Source organism: Methylobacterium crusticola (assembly GCF_003574465.1).
Classification (GTDB): Bacteria; Pseudomonadota; Alphaproteobacteria; order Rhizobiales; family Beijerinckiaceae; genus Methylobacterium; species Methylobacterium crusticola.
This window is the reverse complement of record NZ_KZ984625.1, coordinates 1-23,686: the sequence shown is the minus strand read 5'-3', so window position 1 is coordinate 23,686 and position 23,686 is coordinate 1. Positions and strand designations below refer to the sequence as shown.

Genomic DNA, 23,686 nt, shown 5'->3' with positions numbered 1-23,686 from the left:
GCAGCGCTCCCCCGGGGATGACGGCCCGGTCCGGCCCGCCCGCGCCCGGCCTCACAGGTCGAGGCGCCAGGTCTGCCCGACGAGGTCCTGCCCGAACGAGCGGTGGGGCTCCGAGTCCACGAGCCGGAACCCCGCCGACCGGTAGAGGCGCCCGGCGGCCGTCAGGACGTCGTTCGTCCAGAGCATCAGGGTCGCGTAGCCGCGGGCGCGGGCCCCCGCGACGCAGGCCTCGACCAGGCGCCGGCCCAGGCCCTCGCCCCGGGCCGCGGGCTCGACGTAGAGGAGCCGCAGCTTGGCCACGCGGTCGGACTGGCGCACGAGGAGGACGCTCCCGGCCACCTCCGCCCCCCGCTCGGCGATCCAGGCCTGCTCGCGGTCCGGGTCGAAATCCTTGACGAAGGCGGCCAGGATCTCGGCGACGAGCGCCTCGAAGCGCAGGTCGAAGCCGTATTCCTGCGCGTAGAGCAGCCCCTGGCGGTGGGTGATCCAGCCGATGTCGCCGGGCGCGAGGTCGCGCAGGCGGGTGGCGGGCGCCTCGGCGGGGGCGCCGAGGAGGCGCTGCACGGAGCCCATCGCGGCGAGGAGCGCCGCCCGGTCGGCGGCCGAGAGCCGCTCGAGCAGGGCCCCGATCTCCTCGCGCGAGGCGCGGTCCAGGGGCGCGAAGGCGGCGCGGCCGGACGCCGTCAGGGCGAGCACCTGCCGGCGCCCGTCCGCGGCCGAGGCCGTCCGCGTCACGTGGCCGTCCGCCTCGAACCGCCTCAGCATGCGGCTGAGGTAGCCGGCGTCGAGGCCGAGGCCCCGGCCGAGCGCCGAGGCGGTCAGGCCGTCGCGGTGGGCGAGCTCGTAGAGCACGCGCGCCTCGGTGAGCGAGAAGGCGCTGCGGTGCAGGCCGTCCTCGAGGAGGCCGATCTGGCGCGTGTAGAACCGGTTGAAGGCCCGGACCTGCGCGACCGGGTCGTCGCGCCGGGGCGCCGCGTGATCCATCGTCCTGCTCCGTCGGCCCGGGACACGGTCGCCGATATGATTGACGGAGTCAACTAGGGGGTCCCGGCGCCGTCCCGCGGGATCGCGCCCGCCCCGGCGAGCCGGCCGGCACGCGGACCGGACGGCAGGAGTCCGGGCGCGCCGGCGGCCGCCGGGGCGAAGGCGCGACGCTGCGAGGATCGTCGGGCGCGGCGGACCGCCGCCCGCCGGCGGACGATCTGACGTGACCCTGCGGAAACACACTCTTGATGATTTCGGATTACTTTCGATCCCGAGATGCGCGGGGGGCGCGAGCGTCTCGCGGCGTCGCGCATGTCCGCTCCCGAAGGCCGGCGAGGTCGGGGGCCGCGACGCTGACCGGCTCCATCGTCCCAGCGCCGGGCTCGGCCCGGCGGTTCCGTGCCCTCGACCTGACGGCCGGCCGCCCTGGTCGACCGCCTCGCCGACAACCGCAACCCCACGACAGGGATTTCGATACCGCGATGCCCAGATTCTCCATCAGGCTCACCCTCACGGCACTGGTTTCCCTGCTCGGCCTCGCGCTTGCCGGCCTGGCCGGGAACGCGCTGCTCCAGAGCGCACGGAGCAGGGCGACCGCCGAATCGGTGGCGTCCTACGCCGCCGTCGCCTCCGACCTGTTTCACAGCCTCGCGCAGATGCGCAACGAGCGCGGCTTCGCGTTCGTCGCCTTCGCGGTCGAGCCGGGCGCCAACCGCGCGCATCGCGACTACATGGCCCAGGCCCGGATGCCCCTGGACCGCGCCGTCGACGCGGCCGCGAGGGCGCTGTCGGCGGCGCCGGCCCCGGACCTGTCCGCGCTGGCGCAGGAGCTCTCGCCGCTCGTCGTCGCGTGGCGGCAGATGCGGGCGGAGGTCGATGCGGCGCTCGAGAAGCCGCTCGCGGAGCGGGACGCCGCCTTGTCCAAGCGCATGTTCGATCTCGGCAGCCGCGTCCTCGCCCTGATCGAGAAGGCGTCCGAGGGCGTGGATGCCGAAATCAAGTCGCTGGATCCCGCCGTGGCCCCGATGCTCGACGCGCGCGCGGTCGCGTGGTCGGTCCGCAACGCCTCGGGCCAGCTCGGCACCATCGTCAACACCCTCGTGGGCAGCGGCCGGCCCGCCACCGAGGCGGAGCGCAACGAGATCCGCGACGCGGAGGTGCGCGCGCGGACCTTCTGGACGGTCGTCGGGCGGATCGTCGGCGGGCGCGACGTCGCGCCGTCCGTGAAGGAGGCCTTCGCGCGCAGCAACGACACCTATTTCGGCGGGCCCTTCTACGCCCTGCGACAGGAGGTCATCGCCGCCGTGGCGCCGGGCCGCACGCTCCCGTTCACCGTCGAGGCCTGGCTCGCGCCGCATTACCGGGCCTACAGCTCCCTCATCGACGCGGCCGTCGCGATCATGAATTCCGTCGTGGCGAAGGCCGAGGCGCGCGCCGCGGACGAGCAGCGCAGCTTCCTGATCTACGCGGCGGCGGTGGCCCTCGGCCTCGCGCTCGCCGTCGCCGGCATCCTCTTCGTCCAGCTGCGCGTCGTGCGGGGCATCACCATCCTGTCGGCGGCCATGCGCCGCCTCGCCGGCGGCAACCTCGACACCCCGGTCCCCCTGACCGGCCGGGCCGACGAGATCGGCGCCATGGCGGGCGACGTCCAGACGTTCAAGGACGGCCTGATCCAGATGCGCGGGCTCGAGGCCGAGACGGCGCACGCGCGTCTGGCGGCGGACGAGCAGCGCCGGGCGGCCATGCGCGACATGGCCGACAGCTTCGAGCGCGCGGTGGGGGGCATCATCGGCACCGTCCAGTCGTCCGCCGCCGGGCTGCAGGCCGCCGCCCAGGCGATGACCGCGACCGCGACGCAGGCCGCCTCGCAATCCACCCTGGTGGCGTCCGCCGCCGAGGAGGCGGCCTCGAACGTCGGCACCGTGGCGGCGGCGGCCGAGGAGCTCGGCACCTCGGTGCGGGAGATCGGCCGGCAGGTGTCCGGCTCGGCGGACCTCGCGCAGCGCGCCACGATGGAGGCGGACCACACGGCCCAGCTCGTGCAGGAACTGAGCCAGGTCTCGTCCAGGATCGGCGACATGGTCGGCCTGATCTCCACCATCGCCAGCCAGACGAACCTGCTCGCCCTCAACGCCACCATCGAGGCGGCCCGCGCGGGGGCGGCCGGCCGCGGCTTCGCGGTGGTGGCCGCCGAGGTCAAGGAGCTCGCCGGCCAGACGTCCCGGGCGACCGAGGAGATCTCCGGCCAGATCGGCCGCATCCAGGCGGCGACGGGCCAGGCGGTCGCCGCCATCGGCGGCATCACGGGGCGCATCCGGGAGATCAGCTCGGTCGCGACCTCGATCGCGGCGGCCGTCGAGGAGCAGGGCGCCGCCACGCAGGAGATCGTCCGCAACGTCTCGCAGGCGGCCGCCGGCACCGGCGAGGTGACGGGCAGCATCGCGGGCGTGGCCGGCGTGGCGGAGGAGGTCGGCGTCGCCGCGGCCGAGGTCCTGGGCGCGGCCTCGGGGCTGTCGCGCCAGTCCGAGCACCTCGGCGGCGAGGTCGCGCGCTTCCTCAGCACGGTCCGGGCGGCGTGAGCGCGCGGGACGCCCCGCGCGGGGCGTCCCTCGGCCGTCCGTGCGAGATCCTCCGGCTCCCTTGAGCGGACCTCGCGAGGCCCGAGCGGCGCGGGGGCGAGGCCGCGGAGGGGGAGCCCGGGGTTCCGCTCACGGCTTCGACCACACGACGCGGTTGACGTAGTCGATGGAGCCCGAGATCACCCGGGCGACCATCGCCGAGACCGCCCCCGCCTCGTAGTCCGGCACCCGCCGCGCCGCGCTCCCGTGCGTCGCCAGGGTGACCCGGATCGCGTCGAGGATCGCCTCCACGGAGAGCCGCGACACCACCGTGACGGCCCCCGCATCCTGCCCCTCCGGGCGCTCGTGCGCGTCCCGGAGGGTCACCGCCGGGAAGCCCAGGAGCGCCGCCTCCTCGCTCAGCGTGCCGCTGTCCGAGACCACGCACAGGGCGTCCCGCTGGAGGCGCACGTAGTCGAAGTAGCCGAACGGGGGCAGGAAGCGCACGTCCGCCGCCGGCGCGGCCGCCGCCGGGCCGGCGAGGCCCGCCGGGCGGGCGAGGCCCGCCGCCGCCATCCGGGCCCGCGTGCGCGGATGCGTCGACACGATCACCGGCACGCCGTGCTCCGCCGCGATCCGGTCGAGCGCGCAGAGGAGCACCGCGAGCTTGCCGGCCTCGTCGACGTTCTCCTCCCGGTGCGCGCTGACCACGACGTAGCGGCCCGGCGCCAGGCCGAGCCGCGCCTGCACGCTCGAGGCGGCGATCCCCTCCCGCGCGAAGGCCAGCACCTCCTGCATGTGGGATCCCGACTTGACGATCCGGTCGGCCGGCAGCCCCTCCGCCAGCAGGCAGCGCCGCGCGTGCTCCGTGAGCACGAAGTTCACGTCGCTCGTGTGGTCGATGATCTTGCGGTTGATCTCCTCGGGCACCCGCGCGTCGTAGCAGCGGTTGCCCGCCTCGAAGTGGAAGATCGGGATGCGCAGGCGCTTGGCCGCCAGGCAGGCGAGCCCCGAATTCGTGTCGCCGTAGATCAGGACCGCCTCGGGCCGCTCCCGCTCCAGGAGCGCGTGCGCCCGCACCATCACGGTGGCGATCGTCGCGATCGCGTGCTCCCCGGCCGCCTCCAGGAAGAAGTCCGGCTTGCGGATCCCCAGGTCCTCGAAGAAGACCTGGTTCAGCTCGTAATCGTAGTTCTGGCCGGTATGCACCAGCAGGTGCTCGAACGTCGCGTCGAGCACCGCGATGACGCGGCTCATCTTGATCAGCTCGGGACGGGTCCCGACCAGGGTCATGATCCGGCGCACGCTCAGAAACCCTCCGACTGCACGCTCTGGCTGCCGAGCTCGCCCTTGATGTAGTCGAGCTCGCGCAGCATCGCGACGGTCTCGTCGCGCGTCAGCCGCCGCGTGTTGTGCGAGGTGAAGTCCTGGGTGCGGCTGATGTCGGCCTCTCCTTGCGAGGTGAACAGCGAGTAGTTCAGGTCGCGGGCGTCGGCCGGGATCCGGTAGAAGTTCCCGGTGTCGATGGAGCGCACCATCTCCTCGCGCGAGACCAGGCTCTCGTAGAGCTTCTCGCCGTGGCGGGTGCCGATGATCTGGATCGGTCGCCGGACCTCGAAGATCTGCTGGAGGGCGGCCGCGATGTCGCCGACCGTGCTGGCCGGGGCCTTCTGCACGTAGGTGTCGCCCTGCTGCCCGTGCTCGTAGGCGTGCAGCACGAGGTCGACCGAGTCGGGCAGCGACATCATGAACCGCGTCATCGCCGGGTCCGTCACCGTGAGGGTGCGGCCCTCCTTGATCTGGCGCACGAAGAGCGGGATCACCGAGCCGCGCGAGGCCATCACGTTGCCGTACCGGGTGATGCACAGGACCGTCTCGCCCGCCCGCAGCGTCCGGGCCTTGGCGATGGTGATGCGCTCCATCATGCCCTTGCTCAGGCCCATGGCGTTGATCGGGTAGACCGCCTTGTCGGTGCTCAGCACCACGACCCGCTGCACCCCGCTCTTGACCGCCGCGTTGAGCACGTTGTCGGCGCCCAGCACGTTCGTGCGCACCGCCTCCATCGGGTAGAACTCGCAGGACGGCACCTGCTTGAGGGCGGCGGCGTGGAACACCAGGTCGACGCCCCGCATGGCGTCGTCGAGGCTGCCGGGCTCGCGGACGTCGCCGATATACGACTTCATCCGGGGATCGTTGTAGAGGTGGCGCAGGTCCTCCTGCTTCTTCTCGTCGCGGCTGAAGATCCGGATCTCCCGCACGTCGGTGGCCATGAAGCGCGACAGCACGGCGTTGCCGAATGAGCCCGTGCCGCCGGTGATGAGCAGCGTCTTTCCCGAAAGCATCCCGTTCGCCCGTCCGTTCATCCCTGCAAGGCCCGCATGTGAAGGAGCATGTCCATCCATCCCGCCGGCGCGAAGCCGGTCTCGCGCCGGAAGCGCGTCGAGTCGAGCGAGCGGTCGATCCGCGGCTCCGGCACCGGCTCGATCGCCGTCCCGCTCCCGTAGGCCTCGGCCAGGAGGGTGAGAAGGTCGAACTTGCTGATCGGCTCCGCGGAGACGTGGTAGAGCCCGTGCAGGTCGGGCCGCGGCAGGACGTGGTCGCGGATGATCTCGGCCAGGATCACGGTCGGGACGCCCGAGAAGACCGCGTTGCGGTAGCCCTGGATGCGGGGCCCGGCGCGGAGGAACCACTCGAGGAGACCGACCGCCGAGGCGCGCTCGCGCCCGATGATCGAGGTGCGCAGGGTCACGACGTTCGGCCGGTCGGCGATCTCGCCGAGGTGCTTGGACAGCCCGTACAGGTCCGTCGCGGTGACGCGGTCGGCCTCGCTGTAGCGCCCCTTCGCGCCGTCGAACACGCAATCCGTGGAGATCGTCACGAGGCGCGCGCCGGCGAGGTCGCAGAGGTCGGCGAGGCGGTGGGGCAGGAGGGTGTTGATCGGGACGGCGACCCGCGGGTCGAGGGCCGCCCGGCGCTGCTTGACGAGCCCGACCGCGTTGATCACCACGTCCGGCCGGACCCGCCGCATCACGCCGGCGAGGTGATCGGGGCTGAGGACGTCGACGTCAGGAACGATCGCGGCGCCGGCATCGGGCGGCGCCGCGCCGCGGACCGAGCCGTGGACGGCGAGGTCCGGGGATCTCGCGAGGACGCTCATGCAGGCGTGGCCGAGCATGCCCTGGGCTCCGAGAATCAGAATGCGCATCCATCACCCGTTCTGGTCCCCGAGCGTATAGCTTTGCAGGCCCGGCAAGTCGAGCGCCTATCGCGGTACTTGATCAATATACTGGCTGCTGTCTGCACAACAGGAAGCATCGAGCGGATGAGCGCACTCAACGGACACTTCATGGAGCCTGCTACACACCCTGTCGCATCAGGAAGATCATTCGTCGTCTCGTGGTGATCTGTGATCGCTCGACGCGCAGGACGGCGTCGACCGGCCTGGCCCGACGATGCTGCGGCGGCCCGCACCGGTGCCGCCCGCACGTCCTGTGCGTCTCCAAGGGCAGGATCCGGAATCGTCCGCGCCGGGCGGGCGCTCCGCGACAGCCGCGGCCGCGTCACCCCGGCGAACCGGCCGCCCGCCGCCGGTGACGTTCCGGCCTCCCCTAGGTGCTTTCCCGCTTGGCACCTCGATGGACTTTTGATAAATGCCATAATCGGAATTCAGTTTCCATCCCGGTAGAAATTTCGGGACGAGGCGCGGCCCGTATCGCGATTTGTTGACTGATGATGCGAGTGGGAAGAATTGCGTTCGACGGCCGCGAAGATGTAGAAGGCCGTGCCTTGTTTGTCGTGTCCGCGCTTTATCATTGCGCCAGTGAGCTCTTGAGCTTCAGTATCGAGTTCATCGACGCCGCGGACGAGGCCGTCGCGGCGGCGGTCGCCGTGCTGCGGTGGGATACCGGCCTCGACGTCGCCCTGGTGCCGCCCGCGGCGACCCGGGCCGATCCGTCCTTTCTTCAGGGGGCCCTCCTGTACGGAGCCGTCCGGTTCAGCGACACGGCGGGGTTGCGCCTGCCCGAGGCGCGGCGGCTCGGCGTGCCGGTCCTGGTCGCCCTGCAATTTCCCGCCGGCGGGATGGTCGATCCGGTGCGCCTCGGCCTGCTCCGGGCGGCGCACGACCCCGCGATCCTCGGCCGGCAGATCGTCCGGGCCGTCGCGTGACCGGACGGGCCAGCGGGCGGCCCGCACCGCGCCGGACGACGCCGGTCATCCTGATCGTCGGCATGCAGAACAGCATCCATCTCGCGCGCTGGGTCGCCCTGGTGCGCGGGGATTTCGCGCGGATCGTCCTGCTTCCCGTCGACGAGGCGCCCCTCGCGCCCTCCCTCGCGCCCTGGAGCCCGGTCGCGACGGCAGCCGAGCTCGACGCGCTGGAGCCGGGGACGGTCGGCGTGGTCGCGACCGGGCTCGCCGGCCCCGCCGCGCGCGCCGCGGCCTGGGCCGAGGAGGCGCGGCGCGGCTACCGGGTTCTCGACCCGATCCAGGTGCCGTGGCGACCCGCCTTCACCACGCCGCAGGAGATGGTCGCGGCGGTCCGCACCTTCCGGCCGGACCTCGTCCACACCCTGGAGATCCAGCGGGCCGGCTACCTGACCCTGGAGGTCAAGCGCCGGCTCGGGGCCGCGATGCCGCCCTGGCTGCTCTCGAACTGGGGCAGCGACCTCTACCTCTACGAGCGCCTGCCCGAGCACCGCGCCGTGCTGATCGCCGTCATGCGCAGCATCGACGGCTACCTGGCGGAGTGCCGGCGGGACGTGGCGCTGGCCCGCGGCCTCGGGCTCCTCGGGCACGCGTTCGAGCCGATCCACGCGACCGGCGGCGTCGATTTCGGGAGGATGCCGCAGCTCGGCGCGCTGGCGGCGCCCTCGCGGCGCGAGGCGATCCTGGTCAAGGGCTACCATGGCTGGGCCGGCCGCGGCCTCCACATCCTGTCGGCCCTGCACCTCGCGGCCCCCGCCCTGCGGCGCTTCCGGATCCGGATCCTCGTCGGGGGCCCGGCCGTCGCCCGGATGGCGCAGGCGCTCGCGGACCAGGACGGTCTCGACGTCGCGGTCCTGCCCCACCTGCCCAACGACGAGGTGCTGCGCCGCGTCGCCGAGGCCCGGATGGTGGTGGGCCTCGGGATCTCGGACGGGGTCAGCGCCATGCTGCTCGAGGCCATGTCCCTCGGCGCGTTCCCGATCCAGGGCACCACCTCCGGCGCGGGCGAGTGGGTGCGCGACGGCGTCGACGGCCTCCTCGTTTGCCCCCACGACGTGCGGGGCCTCGCCGACGCCCTCGCCCGCGCGGCGGGCGACGACGCCCTCGTGGACGCGGCCGCGCCGCGCAACCGGCAGGTGGTGGAGGCGCGCTGGAGCGCGGCGCGCAACGGCGCCGCGGCCCTTTCGTACTACCGCGCGATGCTCGCCGGGGCGCCCGCCGACGCCCTCGCCGGGAGGGCGCGCGCGTGACGGACGAGACCGCGCTCGTGACGGTGGTGATCCCGGTCTACAACGGCGGGAGCTTCCTCGCCCAGGCGATCGAGAGCGCCCTCGCGCAGACCTGGCCCCACCTCGAGGTCCTCGTCGTCGACGACGGCTCCCACGACGGCGGCGAGACCGCCCGGACCTGCCGCGGCTACGGGGATCGCATCCGCTACGTCCGGCAGGAGAACGGCGGCGTCGCCTCCGCGCTGAACCGCGGCATCGCGGAGATGCGCGGGCGCTACTTCAGCTGGCTCAGCCACGACGACCTCTACGACCCGCGCCGCGTCGAGGTCCACATGCGGGCGATCCTGGCCGAGACGGAGGCCGTGATCACCTTCGGGGACTTCGTCGCGGTCGGCGAGGACCTGTCGCTCCTGGAGGAGGTCGAGACCGGCCGCGGCTACTGCGACCGGGCGCCCCTCTGGGCGGTCCTGGAGGGCCGCATCAACGGCTGCACCGTCACGCTGCCGCGCCACTGCTTCGAGCGGCACGGGATGTTCGACGAGGGCCTGCCGACCACGCAGGATTCCGAGCTCTGGTTCCGGCTCGCCCAGCACCACCGCTTCGTCCACGTGCCCGGCTTCCTCGTGCGCCAGCGCCGGCACGCCGGCCAGGGGTCCAGGACGCCCCGTCACATCGAGGAGTCGAACCTCCTCTGGATCGAGATGCTCGAGCGGCTCTCCCCGGAGACGATGCGGGCGCAGGGCGGCTCGGAGCTGGGCTTCCTGATCCGGGCCGCCGCGTTCCTGGAGCGGACCTGCTACGCGGGCGCCCGCGCGTGGGTGCGGCGGCTCATCGCCCGCCGGGCCGCCGCGGTGCCGGTCGGGGTCGCGGTCCTGGCGACGAGCCCGCGCGAGGCGCTCGTCACCATGGCCGAGATGCGGGCATCGGGCCTCGCCGTCCGCTTCGCCGTCGTCGACGCGGCGCGCTCGCCGCTCGACCGCCTCCCCGTCGCGGCGCCGGACTTCGCGCCCGGGGACGGGATCCCGATCATCCCGCCGACGGGGGATCTCCGGTCGGACATCGAGGCGGTCCTCGGCGCGCTCGACGCGGACCTCATCGCCTTCGTGCCGCACGGGGCGGGCGGCGACGACCTGCGGCGCGCCTTCGAGCGACTGGTACGCCGTCCCGGGCTCGACGCGGCGCCGGTCCACCCGGCGCGGCCCGACCCCACGCCCCCGCTCGCGGCCCTCGAGGGCCTCATGATCCGCCGCGACGCGCTCCGGCGTGCGCTCGCGGCCTGCCCCGACCGGCAGGACGCGCTCGCGCACACGCTCGGTCTCGCGAGCGCGATGGATCTCGCGGCGCCCGCCGGCGCGCAAGGCAGCCGGTAGGTGTCGATGCAGGATCCGCGACCGGACCTCGACGGCCAGCGCGTCAGGACCGCGAACGCCCCCGAGATCTGGCTCGTCTACGGCGGCCGGCGCCACCACGTCACGACCTACGAGGTCTACGAATCCCTGTTCGGCGAGGCGGACCACATCGTCGACGTCGAGACCGCGACGATCCCGGTCGGGCCCGCGCTCGGGCCGGGGAGCGGATTGATCCGGGCGGCGGGCAGCGACGCGATCTACCTTCTCGCGCGCGGCGTGGACGGCCGGGCGCTGCGCCACCACGTCGTCGATCACGACCAGCTCCTGGCCTTCCGCTTCAGGCACGACCGGATCACGGCGCTGCCGGCGGACGCACTCGACCGGATCCCGCCCGGCGGCCCGCTCGGCGCGTCGCGGGCCGAGCGGGCGGACGCCGACGCGCGCGCCCTGACCGGACTGGCCGAGAGCCTGAACCCGGACCGGCCGACCCTGCTCGTCGTGCTCGACGCGCCCACCGCGTTCGCGGCGGCCCATGCGGGCCATCTCCAGCAGAGCGCCGCCCGGCAGGTCAACGCCCTCGTGGGCCGGGTGCGCGGCAACATCCTGGCCCTGTCCCACGGCCCGGACCTCGCTGGCGCGGCCTCCGTTTGGCTCCCCCTCGCGGAGGGAGCGGTCGCGCGCGCCGCGGCGCGGCTCGGGATCGCGCGGCTCGACATCCTGGCGGCGTCGCCGGAGCACGACGTCGCGCCGGCCGTGCGGGCCGCGTTCAGCTGCCCCTACGACGTGACGTGCCTCGATCACCCCGGCGCCGGGGCCGCGCCGTCCGGGCTCTCCGAGGCGGTCGCGCGCGCCGACCGCCTCATCGCCTGCAACGAGGCCACCGCCGCGCGCCTGCGCGACCTCCTGCCGGGGCGCGCGATCCACCTCGGCCTCGACCCCGAGCCGTCGCGGCCGCAGGCGTTCCGGGTGCACCCGGCCCGGATCGACGACGACGATCCGCTTCGCGTCCTGATCCTCGGACCGCTGGCGCCCCCGGCGCGGGCGCTGGTCTCCCGCGCGGCGCAGACCGCGCGCGCGGAGCGGCGGCCCGTCCGCTTCTACTGGGTGGGCGACGACCTGCTGGCGGCCGAAGGCCGCGAGCCGGCGGCCGGATGCCGGGAACTGGCGGCCGAAGGCCGCGACCTGACGCGGCTCGGGCCCCTCGCGGGGCTCGACCTCAACCTCCTGGTCTGCACGCTCCGGCCCCACGTCGCCTGGTTCCCGCTCCACCCGACGGATCCCTACGACGCCCTTCTGTCCCGGGCGATGCTCCAGGGCCTGCCGATCCTGGCGAGCGACTCGGGCGCGTATCCCGAGCGATTGGCCGGCAGGGCCTATTCCTGGATCCTGCCGGCCGGCACCGGGGCCGAGGCGTGGGTCGCCTTCATGCTGCGGCTGCGCGAGACCGGGCTGCGCCTGCCCGACCCGGCCGGCCCGCGTGAGCGGGTGCCCTCCTTCTACCCGCGCGCCTACCTCGCCTGGGCCGCGCCCGAGGGCGAGGCCGACCCGGGCGCCCGGTCGCCAGCGCGGGCGCCGGGCTCCTCCGCGCGGGAGCCGGCATGCGGGTCCTGATCCTCGCCCTCGACGTCTTCTCCGCCGAGGACGACGGCCAGGCCTGCGCCCGCGGCCTGATCGAGAGCCACCCCGCCTGGACCTTCCACTACCCCTCCGACGGGCGCGACCTCAGGGCCGGGAGCCGGCTCGCCGGCAATGCGAGGCCCTTCGGGTTCGACCGCTTCTGGTCTCCCGCCGCGATCCTGGAGGCCCTGGCCTGCGACTCCCCGGAGGAGCGGGCTTTCGCGGTCCTGCTCGCGCAGGTGGCGGTCCCGCTCCAGGGCCAGCTCTTCGACCGCGTCGAGGTGCCCTCGCGCGTCGCGGCCCACCACTTGGTCCGGCCGGTCCTCGCGGCGTTCGGCATCGTCGTCGGGACGGTCTCGCGCGGCGGGGCCGGCGCGCAGGCGCAGGACGCCCCGTCGGCCCGCCACGCGGGGACCGACGCCCGGGCGGCGCGCGCGACCGCGGCCGCGCCCCTCGACCAGGCGCCCGCCCGGATCTGGCGCTCCCTGCCGCCGCCGCCGCCCACGTCCGGCATCGACGTGATCGTCAGGGCAGCCGGCGGGGGCCGGGCCCTCGCCCTGACCCTGCTGTCGCTCCGCGCCGCCTCGGCCGCCCCGCCCGGCGTGATCGTGGTGAACGACGGCATGGACGACCGCGCCGGGGTCGCCGCCACGGTGAGGGCCTACCATCCCGCCGCCGCGCTCGTCATGCAGGGCGGCCGGGGCGCCGCCCTGGCGTTCAGCCGCGGGCTCGCCGCGAGCGAGGCCTCCTACGTGTGCTTCCTCACCGCGGGCGAGTGCGTCGAGCCCGACGCGCTGCTGCGGCTGCGCGCGCGGCTCGAGGCGGCGCCCGCGGCCGCGGCGGCCTTCGGGGGCTGGTGGGAGGTCGACGCGACGGGCCGCCCGGTCGCCGAGCAGGCCGGGGCCGCCGCCTACGCCCGCGCCCTGGCGGTCGACCCCGGCCGGGGCCCCGGCCCCGGCGTGCTGGTGCGGCGGGCGGCGGTCCTCGGGCTCGACACGTCCCTCGACGCCCTCGGCCTCGCCGACCTGTGGCTCAGGCTCGGCCGCGCCGGCCCGGTCGAGGTCGACGGGGAGCGCGTCGCCTGGCGCTGGCAGGACGAGGGCCCGCCCCCGGCGCCGGTCGACGCAGGGATCGTGGCGGCCTTCCTGCGCAGGATCGTGCTGGCGTGCCTGCCTCCCGGCGCGGGCCGCCCGTGACGGCCGCGGGGCTTTCCGGCCGCGCGTCCCCCCTTCAGCCGACGCCCGCCGGTACCAGCACGCCCGCGATCATCACGGCCAGCTCCTCCTGGGTGAAGGGCTTCGAGAGGCGCGGCACCGCGGGCTCGCCCTCGCCGGTCGGCAGCTCCGCGTAGCCGGTCGCCAGGATCACCGGCAGGCCGGGACGGGTGTCGCGCAGCTGGTGGGCGAGCGCGAGCCCGGTCATGCCCGGCATGGCGTGGTCGGTCACCACCACGTCGATGCCGCGCTCCGCCTCGAGGAGCGCCAGCGCCTCGCGGGCGCTGGAGGCCTCGAGGGCGACGTGGCCGAGATCCTCCAGCATGGCCGCCGTGCCGGTCCGCACCAGCCCGTCGTCGTCGACGACGAGCACCGTGCAGGCCGGGACCGCCGCGAGGGGGGCCGGGGGCGGCACCGGGACCGGGGCCGGGGCCGGTGCCGGGCGCGCGGCCGGCAGCCAGAGGTCGACGCTCGTGCCCTGGCCCGGGGTGCTGGCGACCCGCAGCGCCCCGCCCGACTGCGCCACCAGGCCCTGCACCATCGACAGGCCGAGGCCCGTGCCCTTGCCCGGCCCCTTGGTGGTGAAGAACGGCTCCGTCGCCTTGGCGAGGGTCGCGGCATCCATGCCGATCCCGGTGTCGGCGACGCCGATCCGCACGTGGGCGCCGGGCTTGCCGTCCGGCCCGGCCGGCTCGGCCCTGCCCCGCAGGGTCAGCGTGCCGCCCACCGGCATGGCGTCCCGGGCGTTCACCGCCAGGTTGAGCAGGGCCAGCTCGAACTGGTTGGGGTCGATCTGGATCGGCGGCAGGTCGGCCGGAAGGGCGGTCTCGATGCGCACGGACGGGCCGAGGGCCCGCTCCAGCAGGCCCTCCATGCCCTCCACCAGGGCGGCGACCGCCACGGTCTCGGGCCGCAGCTCCTGGCGGCGCGCGAAGGCGAGCAGGCGCTGGGTCAGGGCCGCGCCGCGCTGGGCGCCCTGCACGGCGTTGTCGAGGAGGCGGTGGCCGCGGGCATCGTCGGCCGGCAGGCGCTTCTCCAGGAGCTCCAGGCTGCCGAGCACCGCCATCAGCAGGTTGTTGAAGTCGTGCGCGACGCCGCCGGTGAGCTGGCCGATCGTGTCGAGCTTCTGCGCCTCGAAGAGCTGCGCCAGGGCGGTCTCGCGCTCCCGGGTGCGCGCCTCGATGCGCCGCTCCAGGTCGCGGTTGAGCTCGAGCAGCGCCTGCTCGGCGCGCTTGCGCTCCGTGATGTCGTGGGTGACCCCGCTCAGGCGCCGGCCCCCGGCCTCCGCGAGGCCGGGGGCGCCGGCCGCCACGCACCAGCGCGTCTCGCCGTCGGGGCGCACGATGCGGAACTCGGTGTGGTAGGGCGTCCCCGAGGCGGCGGCCTGCCCGGCGGCGCGCCAAACCCGCTCGCGGTCCTCCGGGTGGACCAGCGCCTCGACGGCCGCGGCGCCCGGCACGAACGTGCCGGGATCGACGCCGCAGATGCGGCACTGGCCCTCGTCCCAGATGGAGTCGCCGCTGCCGAGGTCCCAGTCCCAGGAGCCCATCCGGCCGGCCGCGAGGGCGAGGCTGCGCCGCTGCTCGCTCTCGCGCAGGCGGGCCGTCGAGGCCTCCAGCGCCGCCGTGCGCTCGGCCACGTGCCGCTCCAGCTCGGCGTTGAGCCGCTCCAGCGCCCGCGTCTTGCGGTAGAGCTCCGCGAAGATCCGCACCTTGGCGCGCAGCACCTCCGGCACCACCGGCACCGGCACGTAGTCGACCGCCCCGGCCTCGTAGCCGCGCAGGTGGTCGAGGTCGCTGATCTGGATCGCCGAGACGAAGATGATCGCGATGTGCCGGTAGCGCGGGTGCTCGCGGATCATCGTGGCGAGCTCGAACCCGTCGAGCTCGGGCATGCAGACGTCGATCAGCACGACGGCGATCTCGGTGCGCAGGAGGTGCGCCAGGGCCTCGCGGGCCGAGGACGCCTTGATCAGGGTGTCGCCGAGCTGCCCCAGGATCACCTCGTAGGTGATGAGCTTCGCCGGCTGGTCGTCGACGAGCAGGATGTTGACCCGGTCCTCGGCGCTCACGGCTGCGGCCTCCCTGCGCGCGCGCCGGCCCGTCCGGCCCGGGGGCGGCGCGCCGTCGGTGCCGGCCGGCGGCCGGCCGGGGGCGGTCCCGGCCTCACCGGTGCAGCCACAGGCGCAGGGCGGAGAGGAGCTGCTCCGTGTTGACGGGCTTGGCGAGGTAGTCCGAGGCCCCCGCCTCCAGGCACTTCTCGCGGTCGCCCTTCATCGCCTTGGCGGTCAGCGCCACGATCGGCAGCCGCCGGAAGGCCGGGTTGGCGCGGATCACCGCCATGGTCTCGTAGCCGTCCATCTCCGGCATCATGATGTCCATGAGCACGATGGCGATCTCGGCCCGCGCCTCGATGATCGAGATCGCCTCCCGCCCGGTCGTGGCCGTGAGCACCCGCATGCCGCGGCGCTCGAGCACGCTCGACAGGGCGAAGATGTTGCGGGCGTCGTCGTCGACGAGCAGGACGGTGCGGCCCACCAGGTCCTCGTCCGAGCTGTGCAGCCGCTCCAGCATGCGCTGCTTCTCGGCCGGCAGGTCGCCCACCACCCGGTGCAGGAACAGCGCGGTCTCGTCGAGCAGGCGCTCGGGCGACTCGACGCCCTTGACCACGACGCTGCGGGCGAGGGCGTGCAGGCGGGCATCCTCCTCGGGCGAGAGCGCCCGCCCGGTGAACACCACCACGGGCAGGTCGGCGAGGTCCCGGTCCTCGCGGATGCGGTCCAGCACCTCGAAGCCCGACATGTCCGGCAGCTTGAGGTCGAGGACCACGCAGTCCACCGCCCCCTCCCGCAGGCAGGCCAGGGCCTCGGCCCCGTTCCCCGCCGTGACGATGTCGATGTCCTCGTGGCCGAGGAGCGCCGAGACGCCGAGGCGCTCGGCCGGATCGTCCTCGACGATCAGCAGGCGCTTGCGGTGCGGGGCCGCGAAGGTCTTGATGCGCCGCAGGGCCGTGCCGAGGCCGGCGGCCGTCGTGGGCTTCGACAGGAACGCGTAGGCGCCCCGGGCGAGCCCGTGCTGGCGGTCCTCGTCGAGGGTGACGATCTGCACCGGGATGTGGCGGGTGGCCGGGTCCTGCTTCAGGTGGCTGAGCACCGTCCAGCCGAGCATGTCGGGCAGGAACACGTCGAGGGAGACCGCGGTCGGGCGGTAGCGGCGGGCGAGCATCAGGGCGTCGGCGCCGCGGCTGGCGGCCAGTACCTTGAAGCCGGTGTCGCGGGAGAGCTCGGCCAGCACCCGGGCGTAGTGGGGGTCGTCCTCGACGATCAGCAGCACCGCGTCGCCGGGGCGGATCGCGGCCCGGTCGTCCGCGCCGACCCTGTCGGCACCGACCTTGTCGGCACCGACTTTGTCGGCACCGACTTTGTCGGCGGCGGGCTCGGCCGGCGCGCGGGCCGGCGCNGGCGCCCGGGGCGGCCTCGCCGTAGGTCAGCGGCAGGTAGAGCGTGAAGCTGCTGCCCACCCCGGAGGCGCTGCGCAGCTGGATCTCGCCGCCGAGCAGGCTCGCGAGCTCGCGGCTGATCGCGAGGCCGAGGCCCGTGCCGCCGTACTTGCGGCTGGTGCCGGCATCGGCCTGCTGGAAGGCCTCGAACACGATCCGCTGCTTCTCGGGCGGGATGCCGATGCCCGTGTCGGCGACCTCGAAGGCCACCACCGCGGGCGCCGCCTTGAGCACCGGGTGGTCGGGGCTCCAGCCGCCGGAGGCGAGCGCCACCCGCAGGCTGACGCCGCCCTGGTCGGTGAACTTGAAGGCGTTCGACAGGAGGTTCTTGAGCACCTGCTGGAGGCGCTTGGAATCGGTGACGAGGCTCGACAGCTCCGGAGCGACGTCGACCTCGAACGCCAGGTGGCGGTTCTCCGCCTCGTGCCGGAACGGCCGCGCGGTCGTGGCCAGGAGGTTGGCGAAGGTGATCTCCTCCGCCTCGACCGAGACCGTGCCGGACTCGATCTTCGACAGGTCGAGGATGTCGCTGATCAGGTTGAGGAGGTCGGTGCCGGCCCCGTGGATCGTGCGGGCGAACTCGACCTGGCGCTCGCTCAGGTTCCCGTCCGGGTTGTCGCCGAGCTGCTGGCCCAGGATCAGGATGCTGTTGAGCGGCGTGCGCAGCTCGTGGCTCATGTTGGCCAGGAACTCCGACTTGTACTTCGAGGTCAGCGCCAGCTCGGCCGCCTTCTCCTCCAGCGCCCGGCGGGCGCGCTCGATCTCCTGGTTCTTGGCCTCGACCTCGTCGTTGCGGTCGGCGAGCTGCTGCGCCTTCTGCTCGAGCTGCTCGTTGATCTGCTGGAGCTCGCGCTGGCGGGTCTGCAATTCGCCGGCGAGCTGCTGGGACTGCTTGAGCAGGCCCTCGGTCTGCATCGTCGCCTCGATCGAGTTGAGGACGATGCCGGTGCCGGTGGTGAGCTGGTCGAGGAACGAGACCTGGAGCTCCGTGAAGCTGCCGAGCGAGGCGAGCTCGATCACCGCCTTGACCTGCCCCTCGAACAGCACCGGCAGCACGATGGCGGTGCGGGGCACGGCCCGGAACAGCCCGGAGCCGACGGGCGTCGCGGTCGCCGGCAGCGCGCCGACGAGCAGGCGCCGCGCGTCGCGGGCGCACTGGCCGATCAGCCCCTCGCCGACCGCGAGGCGCTCGGGGTGGCCGGCCTGCCCGTCATCCGCGTAGGCGGCGAGGAGGCGCAAGGCCCCGCCCCCGCCATCCCCCGCCTCGATGCCGTAGATCACGCCCTGGTGCGCCTCGACCAGGGGCGCGAGCTCCGACAGCAGCATCCGGCCCATCGTGGCGAGGTCCCGCTGGCCCTGGAGCATGGTGGTGAAGCGGGCGAGGTTGGTCTTGAGCCAGTCCTGCTCGGTGTTCCGGTCGGTGGTCAACCGGAGATTGCCGATCATCGTGTTGATGTTGTCCTTGAGCTCCGCGACCTCGCCGCGGGCGTCGACCTGGATCGAGCGCGTCAGGTCGCCCTTGGTCACGGCGGTCGCGACCTCCGCGATGGCGCGCACCTGCGTGGTCAGGTTGGCGGCGAGCAGGTTGACGTTGCCGGTGAGGTCCTTCCAGGTGCCGGCCGCCCCCGGCACGTTGGCCTGGCCGCCGAGCCGGCCCTCGACGCCGACCTCGCGGGCGACCGTGGTGACCTGGTCGGCGAAGGTCGCGAGCGTCCGGGTCATGTTGTTGATGGTCTCGGCGAGCGCCGCGACCTCGCCCTTCGAGGCCACCGTCAGGTTCTGGGTCAGGTCGCCGTCGGCCACCGCCGTCACCACCTTGACGATGCCGCGCACCTGCTCGGTGAGGTTGGCCGCCATCACGTTGACGGTGTCGGTGAGGTCCTTCCAGGTGCCGGCGACGCCCGGCACCTGCGCCTGGCCGCCGAGCTTGCCCTCGGTGCCGACCTCGCGGGCGACCCGGGTCACCTCGCCCGCGAAGGCGTTGAGCTGGTCCACCATCGTGTTGATGGTGTTCTTCAATTCCAGCATCTCCCCCTTCACGTCGACGGCGATCTTGCGCGAGAGGTCGCCCCGGGCGACCGCCGTCGTCACCTCGGCGATGTTGCGGACCTGGGCCGTCAGGTTCGACGCCATGGCGTTGACGTTGTCGGTGAGGTCCTTCCAGGTGCCCGCCACCCCGGGCATCTGGGCCTGGCCGCCGAGGCGCCCCTCGGTGCCGACCTCGCGGGCGACCCGGGTCACCTCGGAGGCGAAGCGGTTGAGCTGGTCGACCATCGTGTTGATGGTCTCCTTCAGCTCCAGGATCTCCCCCGAGACGTTCACGGTGATCTTCTTCGAGAGGTCGCCGCTCGCGATGGCGGTCGAGACCTCGGCGATGTTGCGGACCTGCGCGGTCAGGTTCGAGGCCATCGAGTTGACGTTGTCGGTGAGGTCCTTCCAGGTGCCGGCCGCCCCGGGCACCTGGGCCTGGCCGCCGAGGCGCCCCTCGGTGCCGACCTCGCGGGCGACCCGGGTCACCTCGCCCGCGAAGGCGTTGAGCTGGTCCACCATCGTGTTGATGGTGTTCTTCAACTCGAGGATCTCGCCCGACACGTCGACGGTGATCTTGCGCGAGAGGTCGCCGCGGGCGACCGCCGTCGTCACCTGGGCGATGTTGCGGACCTGGGCTGTCAGGTTGCCGCACATGGCGTTGACCGAGTCGGTGAGGTCCTTCCAGGTGCCCGCCACCCCGGGCACGATGGCCTGGCCGCCGAGCTGGCCCTCGGTGCCGACCTCGCGGGCGACCCGGGTCACCTCCGAGGCGAAGGAGCGCAGCTGGTCGACCATCGTGTTGATGGCCTCCTTCAGCTGGAGGATCTCGCCGCGCACGTCGACCGTGATCTTCTTCGAGAGGTCGCCGTTCGCCACCGCGATCGTGACCTCGGCGATGTTGCGGACCTGCGCGGTCAGGTTCGAGGCCATCGAGTTGACGCTCTCGGTGAGGTCCTTCCAGACCCCCGTCACCTCGCGCACCTGAGCCTGGCCGCCGAGCTTGCCGTCGGTGCCGACCTCCCGGGCGACCCGCGTCACCTCCGAGGTGAAGACGCCGAGCTGCTTGATCATCTGGTTGACGATGGTCGCCGAGCGCAGGAACTCGCCCTGGAGCGGGCGCCCGTCGACGTCGAGGGGCACGGTCTGGAGCAGGTCGCCGCGGGCCACCGCCGTGATGGTCCGGGTCACCGCCGCGGTCGGCCAGAGCAGGTCGTCGATCAGGGTGTTGACGGAGGTCTCCATCTCGCCCCAGGCGCCCTGGGCGAGGTCGAAGCGCACGCGGGTGCGGGTGCGGCCCTCGCGCCCCACCACGGCGCCGACCTGCTCGAGCTGCCGGGCGATGCGCTGGTTGGCGGCCACGATGTCGTTGAAGGTGTCGGCCACCTTGCCGGCGCGCCCCGTGAGGTTGCCCGGCAGGCGGACGCTGAAATCCCCGGCCCGCATCGCCTGGAGGGCGCAGAGCAGCCCGTCGAGGTCGAGGGGCGCCTCCTCGGGCGGGCGCCGGCCCGGGGCCTGCCCGGCGGGGGCCTGCCCGGCGAGGCCCTGCCCCGGGTACGGGGAGGCGGCCGCGTCGGCGCCGTGCAGCGCGGCGTTCCCATCCGGCTCCATCGCCGACCTCCCGTCACGAGCGTTCGCACGCCCTTGTGGCACATACTCCCCAAGAGCACATAGGTGCGGTGTGTCGGGAGTCTAACACAGGCGTGCCGGCGCGGGGCGGCGCCCCGCCCGGGCCCCGTCCCGGCCGCGGCGGATCCCGGCGGTCAGCGCGCGCCCCCGAGCACCGCCGCCACCACCTCGCGGGCCTGCTTGAGCCGGAAGGGCTTGCGCAGGAAGGCGGCGTGGCCCTCGCAGCGCGCCCGCACCGTCTCCTCGGGCATCGAGCTCATCATCACGACCGGGATCGTCCGGGTGTCCGGGCCCTCGGCGAGGGCGCGGAGCATCGCCGGCCCGTCCATCACCGGCATCATGAAGTCGAGCAGGATCAGGTCGGGCCGCATCTCGGCGACCCGGCGCAGGCCCTGCTTGCCGTTGGCGGCGGTGAGCACCGTGTGCCCGTCGTCGGACAGGACCGCGTCCAGGAGCTCGGCGATCCCGAATTCGTCGTCCACGATGAGCACCGTCGCCACAAGCCTCACTCCCGGCCGCGGCGCGCGTGACGGAGCTCGGCGAGGATGGCCTCCGCCCGCTCGGGCCCGTCCTCGATCGCGAGGCCGCCCTCCCGGATGTCGAAGCCGCGCAGGCGCGGGTCGATGCGGGAATCGCGCGCCTTGATCACCGAGATCACCCGGTGGAGGCTCGAGCGCAGCTCGACGAAGCGCAGCAGCACGATGTTCTCGGCGATGCTGGAGGCACCCCTCAGCGCCGTGCCGCTCATCGGGAGGTCAGAGGCGAGCCCGTGCAGATCCGTCTCCGTCGTGTACATGCCCGTCACGCCCAGAGCCCGCAGCTCCGCCGTGAGGGCGGCGAAGATGCGGACGATCCTGTCCTGGTCCTCCGCGAGCCGGCGCATCGCGTCGAGGCCGTCGAGGAACACGCGCCGGACGCGCCGGTTCCTGATCGTGTCGAGGAGGTCCGCGCAGACCTCGTCAATCAGGCCCTCGGTGGCGGGCTGCCACAGCACCGCGACCTGCCCCGCCTCCATCATCCCGGCGATGGGCAGGGCGAGGGCCCGGGCCTTCACCCGCAGGGCCGCCTCGCTCTCGTAGAAGCCGTACATCAGGCCCGGCTCGTCCGGGTCGGCGCCCAGGAACTGCAGCCCGAGGGTGGTCTTGCCGATGCCGGCCGGGCCCGCCAGCATGGTGGTGGAGTGGGACGGCAGGCCGCCGCCGAGCATCGCGTCGAGGGCGGGCGAGCCCGTCGTCACCTTCGGGCCGTCCACGTGGTCGCGCCGGCTCGGGACCCGCAGGCGCGCCTCGGTGCGGGGGTAGACCACGACGCCGTCGTCGGTGATGCGGAAGGCGTGCCGGCCGCGCAGGAAGCCGCTGCCGCGGAACTTGCGCACCTCCAGGTCCCGCTCCGCCCGCCGCCCGGAGAGGCGGCTCGACAGCTCGATCAGGCCGTCCACCATGGTGTGCTCGGCCGCCACCATGGCGGCGCCCGCCGAGGCGCTGGTGAGCAGCAGCACGGTCGCGCCGGTGGCGGCGGCCTGGGTCTGCAATTCGTGGATGAAGGTCTTGAACTCGAGCGCCGAGCGCGCGGTCTCCTCCGCCGCCACCAGGCCGTCGAGGACGACGAGGCTCGCGTCGCGGGCGCCGGTCTCCCGGCGCAGCAGGGTCAGGAGGCCGGTCAGCCCCTCGTCCTGGAGCGACCGGAACGCGCTCAGGTAGGTGATGCGGTCGGGAATCAGGCCGGCGTCGAAGAAGCCCAGGGGGGCGATGTGGCCGAGCATGCGCGCGTGGCTCTCGGCCAGCAGCGTGACGTAGAGCGCCCGGTTCTCGGGGTGCGCCCCCGCGTGGGTGTAGCAGGCCTGGTTGCCGAGGATGGTCTTGCCGGCCCCCGGCGTGCCCTGGACGATGTAGACGCCGCCCCGGAACAGCCCGCCGCCCAGGATCGCGTCGAGCCCCGCGATCCCGGTCGGAACCCGTTCCAGACCGCCATAGGCGCCGTCCCGCGGCGTGCTCGGTCCCGACCCCGTCATCGTGCTCTCGACCGTTCTCTCGTCAGGGATGGAGCGGCAGGGTTACCGTGAAGGTCGAGCCGTCGCCAGCCCGGCTCCGCAGGGTCACCCGGCCGTTCATGGCCTCGGCGAGCCGGCGCACCAGCCACAGCCCGACGCCGAAGCCGCTGCGCACCGCCGGATCGTCGCCGGCGGCGCGCTCGAAGCGCTCGAAGATGCGCGCCTGGTCGGTGGGCGCGATGCCGACGCCGCGGTCGCGCACGCGGATGAGCGCGTCCGTCCCCGACCGCACCGCCTCGACGGCGATGGGGCCCGCGTCGCCGTACTTGATCGCGTTGGTGAGCAGGTTGTCGAGGATCTGGTCGAGGGCGACGCGCTCGCACGACAGCACGAGGTCGTCCGGCACCGCGACGGTGATCGGGCTGCCCGCGTGGACCGCGAGGGGCTCGAGGCCCTCGACCACCTCCCGCACCACCTCGGCGAGCCGCACCGGGCCCGCCGCGAGGGCGAGCCTGCCGGTCTGGGCCCGGGACACGTCGAGGACGGTCGTGGCGCGCCGGATGTAGCGCTCGACGAGCCACCTGAGGCGCGCCAGGCCCTGCGCGAGGCGCTCCGGGACCGGGGGCTCCGCCCGCTCGGCGGCGGCGAGCATGCGCTCGACCTGGCCCAGGATCGGCGTCATCGGGTTGCGCAGCTCGTGCGCCACGCTCGCCAGGAACGCGTCGCGGTCGGCGAGCGTCGCCCGCAGGCCGGCGATCTCCCGCTTCAGCGCCGCGCTCTCGGCGATCAGCGCCGCCGCGAGGTCGGGCCCCGGCGCGATCGGCGCGTCCGGCGGCAGGATCCCGGCGCGCCTGTCGTCCGGCTCGCTCATCGATGCCCCCCGCCCGGTCCGGCCGACCGTGGCATGACAAGCCGGGGCCGGGCAAGCGGGGCGGCGTCGCGCCCCCCGCGCGGGGCGGATCTCAGCGCCGGGGCACGTCGACCTGGATCACCCGGGCCCCGCCGGCGTGGCGGGCGGGCGCCGGGGCGTCCGGCCAGGCCCCGGGCGGCGCGCGGGACGCGGGCCCGTTGATGACGTAGACCACCGGCTCGGCGGGGGGCTGGCGCGGGATGCCGGCGATGGTCGGGATGCCGTAGGTGCCGTAGCCCCAGGCGGGGGGCACGAGCTCGGTCGTGCGCGGCAGCCTGAAGTAGGGCTCGGCGACGAGGCCGGGCTCCAGCGCGCCCTCGAGCGGCGCGAGGCCGAGGGGCGCGGCGTAGCCGCCGTACCCGGCCGCGAAGCCGGGCCCGGCGATCCGGCGGCCGGCCCGGAGGTCCCCGGGGCCTCCCCGGGGGGCGTGACGGGCCCCGCGGCCGAAGGCCTGGCCGGCGGGCAGCGCGCGGG

General features: G+C 74.1%; 16 protein-coding genes and 1 pseudogene. 6 read left to right on the top strand and 11 right to left on the bottom strand.

Annotation, left to right across the window (positions count from 1 at the left end; all coding sequences use genetic code 11):
* Positions 1–51: 51 nt before the first annotated feature.
* The gene (locus DT057_RS02815) at positions 52–984 is read right to left on the bottom strand and encodes a bifunctional helix-turn-helix transcriptional regulator/GNAT family N-acetyltransferase (RefSeq protein WP_128560609.1); all 933 of its coding nucleotides are present in this window, start codon (positions 982–984) and stop codon (positions 52–54) included.
* Positions 985–1,466: 482 nt separating this feature from the next.
* Between DT057_RS02815 and DT057_RS02810 the strand changes: the two genes are divergently transcribed.
* Positions 1,467–3,563, top strand: a complete 2,097-nt coding sequence (locus DT057_RS02810; protein ID WP_128560608.1) for a methyl-accepting chemotaxis protein — start codon at positions 1,467–1,469, stop codon at positions 3,561–3,563.
* 129 nt (positions 3,564–3,692) lie between these two features.
* Here DT057_RS02810 and DT057_RS02805 read toward each other — a convergent pair whose 3' ends face one another.
* The 3 genes from DT057_RS02805 to DT057_RS02795 are packed head-to-tail and all read right to left on the bottom strand — an operon-like array spanning position 3,693 to position 6,747.
* Positions 3,693–4,847 carry a UDP-N-acetyl glucosamine 2-epimerase gene (locus tag DT057_RS02805; protein ID WP_128560607.1) on the bottom strand — a complete coding sequence of 385 codons (1,155 nt, stop codon included), beginning with the start codon at positions 4,845–4,847 and terminating at the stop codon, positions 3,693–3,695.
* Between the two features lie 2 nt (positions 4,848–4,849).
* Positions 4,850–5,884: a polysaccharide biosynthesis protein gene (locus DT057_RS02800; protein WP_128560606.1), complete on the bottom strand. Its 1,035-nt coding sequence runs from the start codon at positions 5,882–5,884 to the stop codon at positions 4,850–4,852.
* A gap of 17 nt (positions 5,885–5,901) precedes the next feature.
* Positions 5,902–6,747 (bottom strand): dTDP-4-dehydrorhamnose reductase family protein, encoded by an 846-nt coding sequence (locus tag DT057_RS02795; RefSeq protein ID WP_128560605.1) that lies wholly within the window; start codon positions 6,745–6,747, stop codon positions 5,902–5,904.
* A 623-nt stretch (positions 6,748–7,370) separates the two neighbouring features.
* On the opposite strand from DT057_RS02795, the gene DT057_RS02785 reads away from it, so the two are divergent.
* The 5 genes from DT057_RS02785 (at position 7,371) to DT057_RS02765 (ending at position 13,139) form a co-directional block, all read left to right on the top strand.
* The gene (locus tag DT057_RS02785) at positions 7,371–7,709 is read left to right on the top strand and encodes a hypothetical protein (protein ID WP_128560603.1); all 339 of its coding nucleotides are present in this window, start codon (positions 7,371–7,373) and stop codon (positions 7,707–7,709) included.
* 62 nt (positions 7,710–7,771) lie between these two features.
* The gene (locus DT057_RS02780; protein ID WP_128560602.1) at positions 7,772–8,998 is read left to right on the top strand and encodes a glycosyltransferase; all 1,227 of its coding nucleotides are present in this window, start codon (positions 7,772–7,774) and stop codon (positions 8,996–8,998) included.
* Positions 8,995–10,347 (top strand): glycosyltransferase, encoded by a 1,353-nt coding sequence (locus DT057_RS02775; RefSeq protein WP_162501299.1) that lies wholly within the window; start codon positions 8,995–8,997, stop codon positions 10,345–10,347. The genes DT057_RS02780 and DT057_RS02775 overlap by 4 nt, the downstream gene beginning before the upstream one ends.
* A gap of 6 nt (positions 10,348–10,353) precedes the next feature.
* Positions 10,354–11,937, top strand: coding sequence for a glycosyltransferase (locus DT057_RS02770; protein ID WP_128560600.1), 1,584 nt, complete (start codon positions 10,354–10,356; stop codon positions 11,935–11,937).
* Positions 11,925–13,139, top strand: coding sequence for a glycosyltransferase family A protein (locus tag DT057_RS02765; protein ID WP_128560599.1), 1,215 nt, complete (start codon positions 11,925–11,927; stop codon positions 13,137–13,139). Before DT057_RS02770 ends, DT057_RS02765 begins: the two co-directional genes overlap by 13 nt.
* Positions 13,140–13,173: 34 nt before the next feature.
* On the opposite strand, the gene DT057_RS02760 is transcribed toward DT057_RS02765, so the two are convergent.
* From DT057_RS02760 to DT057_RS02735, 7 genes and pseudogenes are all read right to left on the bottom strand, one after another.
* On the bottom strand, positions 13,174–15,228 hold the full coding sequence (locus tag DT057_RS02760; RefSeq protein WP_128560598.1) for a hybrid sensor histidine kinase/response regulator: 2,055 nt from the start codon (positions 15,226–15,228) through the stop codon (positions 13,174–13,176).
* A gap of 94 nt (positions 15,229–15,322) precedes the next feature.
* Positions 15,323–16,615: pseudogene (locus DT057_RS36410) on the bottom strand (response regulator); the annotation flags it as partial.
* Position 16,616: 1 nt separating this feature from the next.
* A partial coding sequence (locus DT057_RS02755; protein ID WP_477457131.1) for a HAMP domain-containing protein occupies positions 16,617–20,294 on the bottom strand: 3,678 nt, incomplete at its 3' end.
* A 152-nt stretch (positions 20,295–20,446) separates the two neighbouring features.
* A complete protein-coding gene (locus tag DT057_RS02750; RefSeq protein ID WP_128560597.1) occupies positions 20,447–20,812 on the bottom strand; it encodes a response regulator in 366 nt (121 codons plus the stop codon).
* A 5-nt stretch (positions 20,813–20,817) separates the two neighbouring features.
* Complete coding sequence (locus DT057_RS02745) at positions 20,818–22,323, bottom strand: ATPase domain-containing protein (protein WP_128560596.1); 1,506 nt, start codon at positions 22,321–22,323, stop codon at positions 20,818–20,820.
* Positions 22,324–22,345: 22 nt separating this feature from the next.
* Positions 22,346–23,173: a sensor histidine kinase gene (locus DT057_RS02740; RefSeq protein WP_128560595.1), complete on the bottom strand. Its 828-nt coding sequence runs from the start codon at positions 23,171–23,173 to the stop codon at positions 22,346–22,348.
* Positions 23,174–23,264: 91 nt separating this feature from the next.
* Positions 23,265–23,686: hypothetical protein (locus tag DT057_RS02735; RefSeq protein ID WP_128560594.1), on the bottom strand; the 422-nt coding region annotated here is incomplete at its 5' end.